Source organism: Synechococcus sp. R5-12, assembly GCF_047502655.1.
Lineage (GTDB): Bacteria > Cyanobacteriota > Cyanobacteriia > Thermostichales > Thermostichaceae > Thermostichus.
In genome coordinates this window covers 1-4,911 of record NZ_JANSIM010000233.1, presented here as the reverse complement: position 1 = coordinate 4,911, position 4,911 = coordinate 1, and the positions used below count along the sequence as shown (strand labels likewise).

The 4,911-nt window shown below is 59.6% G+C and carries 5 protein-coding genes; 3 read left to right on the top strand and 2 right to left on the bottom strand.

Going from position 1 to position 4,911, the window contains the following annotated elements:
* Window positions 1–43: 43 nt before the first annotated feature.
* Window positions 44–343, bottom strand: coding sequence for an AAA family ATPase (locus NW843_RS11920; RefSeq protein WP_414523045.1), 300 nt, complete (start codon window positions 341–343; stop codon window positions 44–46).
* Between the two features lie 194 nt (window positions 344–537).
* On the opposite strand from NW843_RS11920, the gene NW843_RS11915 reads away from it, so the two are divergent.
* Both NW843_RS11915 and rpsU read left to right on the top strand, forming a co-directional pair.
* On the top strand, window positions 538–1,824 hold the full coding sequence (locus NW843_RS11915) for a trypsin-like serine protease (protein WP_414523044.1): 1,287 nt from the start codon (window positions 538–540) through the stop codon (window positions 1,822–1,824).
* A 354-nt stretch (window positions 1,825–2,178) separates the two neighbouring features.
* Entirely contained in the window at window positions 2,179–2,364 is a 186-nt protein-coding gene (gene rpsU, locus NW843_RS11910) for a 30S ribosomal protein S21 (protein ID WP_011432857.1), read from the top strand.
* Window positions 2,365–2,433: 69 nt separating this feature from the next.
* Here rpsU and NW843_RS11905 read toward each other — a convergent pair whose 3' ends face one another.
* A complete protein-coding gene (locus tag NW843_RS11905) occupies window positions 2,434–3,792 on the bottom strand; it encodes a TonB family protein (RefSeq protein WP_414523043.1) in 1,359 nt (452 codons plus the stop codon).
* 256 nt (window positions 3,793–4,048) lie between these two features.
* Between NW843_RS11905 and NW843_RS11900 the strand changes: the two genes are divergently transcribed.
* Window positions 4,049–4,894, top strand: coding sequence for a Rieske 2Fe-2S domain-containing protein (locus NW843_RS11900; RefSeq protein ID WP_414523042.1), 846 nt, complete (start codon window positions 4,049–4,051; stop codon window positions 4,892–4,894).
* Window positions 4,895–4,911 lie beyond the last annotated feature (17 nt).

The following is a 4,911-nucleotide window of genomic DNA, read 5'->3' as shown; positions in this document are numbered from 1 at the left end:
CGCCCTGGTCGCGTCAGCGGGCCGTAGGCCTTAGGGCGGGGCTTTAGACCCAGTTTTTTGGTAACTGTTCCGGGGTGGGACGGGCAGGAGTGTCGATCACCGTGTGCTGAAAGCCCGTGGGCGTGGGAGTGGTGGGATCCCCGGCCAATACCTTGATAGGAAAGGATGGCCCCCGTTCTGCCCAGCGAGAGGCCGAGCGATTGGGATCGGCGTCGATCAACAGGGCCATCCCCGACCCACCCAAAGGGGCTGCCCCTTGTTTTTGCTGAAGGTAGAGGGCCAGGTGTACCGCCGTGGTGGTTTTGCCCACGCCCCCTTTGAACCCCAAGACCGCGATATTCATCTGCCACACACCCTCCCACCCTGGTTTTACTGCCCAGGTGCACGGGCGGCAAGAGGCAAAAGTGGGCATTGGGGTCTTGGGGCAACTCGGGAGAGCTGGCCGCGGGGAGAAGTTCTCCCGGTTGCGCAATCTTTAGGCTTCGCCGGTAGGATATCCTTGGCTAGCACAACCGGCTGGCTTTGGAGAATCTGACCATGCCTCATCTCTCGCGATCCCATTCCTCCTTGGGCTTGGCTCGCTCTTGGTCTATTCCGCTGGGGTTGTGTCTGGCCCTGAGCATAAGCGCCTGTGGCGGCGGGGGTTCCAGTCGCCCGCTTCCCCCAGTCTCAGCTCCTCCCACAGGACGAATTGAGGGATCCCATTTCGACGATCTCAACGGCAATGGGCTGCGGGATCCGGGGGAGCCGGGGCTGCCGGGCATCGCCACCTTTTTGGACTTAAACGGCAATGGCCGCCTCGACCCGGGGGAGCCCAGCACCGTCAGCGATGCCAGCGGTAACTTTCGCTTCTCCAACTTGCCCCCTGGCACCTACCGCGTCACCGCCCTTTTGCCCCCGGGGCGAATCTTCACCACGCCGCGCTCAGGCTTGGGGCTGGAGCGGATTGTGGGCGGCAGACCTGCTCCCGAAGGGGCCTTTCCCTGGATGGTGGCCTTGCTGAACGCGGCTGAGCCGGATCCCTTTCAAGCGCAGTTTTGCGGCGGATCCCTGATCGCGCCGGAGTGGGTAGTTACCGCTGCCCATTGTTTTTTCGACGAACAAGGCAAGCAGGTAGTGAGTGCCCAAAATCTGGATCTGCTGTTGGGTACCAACCGCCTACAAATCGGCGCCGGTCAACGCATTCGCGCCGCGCAAATTGTCCTCAACCCCGGCTACAACCCCCAGGTGGGGAAACTTGGGGGGAACGACATTGCCCTGGTGCGCCTTTCTCGGCCAGTGGCTCTGGCCACCCTGCCACTGGTGCAGCCCAACCAAACCAACCTGACAGCCCCCGGCACTGCCGCCACCATCCTCGGCTGGGGAGCCACCTTCCCCCGCGCCCTGGATCAAGAACCCAGCGGCTTTCCCCGAGATTTGCAGCAGGCCACCGTTCCCATCGTCTCCAATGCGGTGTGCAACGCGCCCCAATCCTACAATGGCACCATTTTGGATACTATGCTCTGCGCCGGCTTTCCCCAGGGAGGAGTCGATACGTGTCAGGCTGATAGCGGTGGGCCTTTGATTGTGTCCAGTGGCACGGGTTTTGCCCTGGCCGGAATCACCAGTTTTGGCATCGGCTGCGCCCAGCCCAATTTCTATGGGGTGTATACGCGGGTGTCTAGCTTCGCCGGTTTTGTGCAATCGGTAATCGGCAGTGCCCCCAGCCCAACTCCAGCACCACCCTCCCCTCCACCCCCCACCGGGACAACTGCTTCATTCGTTGTCAATTTGAGGGAAGGTGAGGTGGTTGCGGGGCTCAACTTTGGCAGCCGGGCGCAGTGAACACGAACTGTGGCAGCAAGCAGTGGTGTGGCGATCGTTTAGCTAGGCCGCCGTTCGCGCTAGCGGGACGGAGTCCTTGAAGCCCCGCCCTCTGTCCGTAGGACGAGGGTCGGAATGAAAGGCGGACATCCCCTGTTCTATAATCAACCTGGCTGTGCAAAACGGCATTGCCGGAATCTGGTACAGCTACGCGGTGGGGCATCCCGTGTCTGCTCGTGGAGGGTTCTTGCACTAGCTCCCCAATGAAGCGAGAAGCCCGCTCCGTACCGCCAGCAGTCGGAGTCGGGAGTATGTCACGATAGGGATCCCTGTTGTAACCAAACCCATTTGATTGACGGAGGAGATGTCTTTCCTATGACCCAAGTGACGATTGGCGAAAACGAAGGGATCGAATCTGCGCTGCGTCGCTTCAAGCGTCAGGTTTCTAAGGCGGGCATTTTGCGGGATTTGCGCAACCATCGGCACTTTGAAACCAACCTAGAAAAGCGCAAGCGCAAAGCGGTGGCCGTCCGGCGCAACCGCCGCAAGTCCATGGCCTAGGCTACTGCCGACACTCGGAAATCTGAACCCCTCTGAACAGGGCTTGTGGCCTTGCCCGAGGTTCTGACGTTAGTTTCTCGGAATCTGGGTTGGGCCAGCCTGCAGGGATCCGCTCAACACGTTAATTTCCAGCATCAGTTCTTCGCCAACATAGCTCTCGGGCAAAGGAGCAAAGGGGGCTGAGCGCTGGATGGCACTGAGCACGGCTGCATCCAATAGGGGATCTTCTGAGGGGGTTTGCAGGCGCAGTTCCCGCAGGGATCCCTGTCGATCCAGACGCACCTGCACCACTGTTACGTAGGAGCCGGATGCTCGCCGTACCATCCAGTGTTGGCGAACCCTTTCTTGAAATTGAGCCAAGTAGTCTCCCCAATCTGGATCGGCGACGGCATTGAGGCTGGGTGGGCCTGCCCGCGAGGACTCGATCCCACTGGTGCGACCAAGGCTGGAGCTGTGGGATCCGGTAGGAAAAGTCGGGGGCAAGGTGGGAGAAGGCTCTTCCAACGGGGCTGCGATCGGCTCTGGAGAGGGCAAAGTTGGATGCGGATCCGCTGGAGCCGACAGGTAGGGTTGTGGCAAAACCTCAGGAGAACTTACTGCTCTTTCGGGTTGAGGCTTGAGGGATTGAGCAGGAGAGATCTGAGCCGATTTGGTCTCCACTGCTGCTGCCGAGGAGGTAGCCAGTAGGCTTTGCAGATGCTGACGATAGTCCTGCAGTTGCTGGCGCTGTGGAGAGGACAGAGGCCAGTGATCCAGCCATTCTTCCGTCAGATGTAGCGCCTCCGCCCAATTGTGATCGGCAACTGCCTGCTCCAGAGCTGCTAAACCCGCTGACAGATTTTCTAACCTGGCCTCTGGCTGCTGCTGAGGAGAGGCAGAGTTCCGGGCGGGCTGGGGCACCTCAAGCTCCCTTGTCGGCGGAGAAAGGATCTCAGGGACAGGACTCCCTGCGGCTGAGGCGAGCAGAGGCTGTGCCGTTGCAGAAGTGACCTCTACCCATTCACCTGGATTGGCCACTTGCGACTGCCGCACCGATACGTGATCCCGAGGTTCAGAGACACCGGACTCACGGGCGGAGACGGGCGCAATCCACTGCGGCTCTGGGGGCGGCTCATCCGCCATCTCCACCCACTGAAAGGAGATTATCTCCTCCTCTTCCCGGATCCTAGGCTGCCAACCCACCCAGCTCATCGCGATGAAATGCAACCCTGCCGAGAGCACGTTGGCCAGCCCCAGACGCCAAGGTAAGGAGCGGCGTTCCTGCTCTCGTTTTTGTTGAGAACAGCTGAGGCGAGGATCTGGATCCGTCAGTTGGTTTGGCCGGCTCTCAGCAGCCGGTTCTGGTTTGGGGGAGGTGGACTCTGCAGTAGGTTGGGCCGGGATCCCTGCGCTACAAGGATCTCGAGCGGGGTTCAATTCGTTTTGCACCTTTCCACCTTTCCTCACAGCCACATGCCAACAGAAGCCCACCGACGCTTCTCTGCTTCCTTCGATCAATAGCCCATCCCCGGGCAGGGGGGTAGCCATCGATGCACAAACGCGCCCAGGGCAAAGCTGTGTTGGCTTATACGGACTTCTGCCATTTCAACGCCTATCTTTTTCACGGGGGGCGGTGCTTTGAGCCACCTAGGCTCACGAAAAGCCAGCTCATGATTCTCCGAACTAGAGCTTGTGGAGCGGGTTTATGCTTGTTACCCAGCAACCTGTCCTGAGGCGGTTTTGGTACCCCGTGATCCCGATGTCGGCCCTGGAAACCGGCCCACAAGCTTTCACGCTGCTGAAGACTCCTCTGGTGCTTTGGCTCAATGAGTCAGGGCAGCCTTGCGCCGTCTTGGATCGTTGCTGCCATCGCTCGGCCCAACTTTCCAAAGGGGTTGTTTGCAATGGCCACATCCGCTGCCCCTATCACGGCTGGGAGTTTGACGGCTCCGGCACCTGTGTGAAGGTGCCCCAACTTACAGACAACTTCATCCCCCCTACCTACAAGGTGGAGGGGTTTCGCTGCCAAGAGCGCTATGGCTATGTTTGGGTGGCATTGGCGGATCCCTTGACCGATATTCCCGAGATCCCAGAGGTGGCGGATCCCCGGTTTCGCCAAATTCATCAGTTCTATGAGGTCTGGAAATGCGCCGGCCTGCGCCTGATGGAAAACTCCTTTGACAATGCCCATCCCCACTTCGTCCATCACCAGAGCTTTGGGGTGATCTCCGAGCCTGTACCCCCAGATCTGGACAGCCTTGAAGAACTGGAATATGGCCTTCGGGCCACCTCTGTTTTGCCGGTGTTCAACAGTGACTTGCAGAAGCAAAACTTGCGGATGTCAGAGGATCGCACAGTGCGTATCCTGGAGGGCACCTGGTTTATGCCTTTTGGTCGCAAGCTCAAAATCACCTACCCCAACGGCCTCATCCACATCATTTTCACAGCGGCTACCCCCATCGACGACCAAACCTCGCAGGTGGTGCAATTCTGTTTGCGCAACGATTCAGAAGCAGAGGTGAGTGGTAAACTACCCGACTCCGACCGCTAAAGCGGTACGGAGCGGGC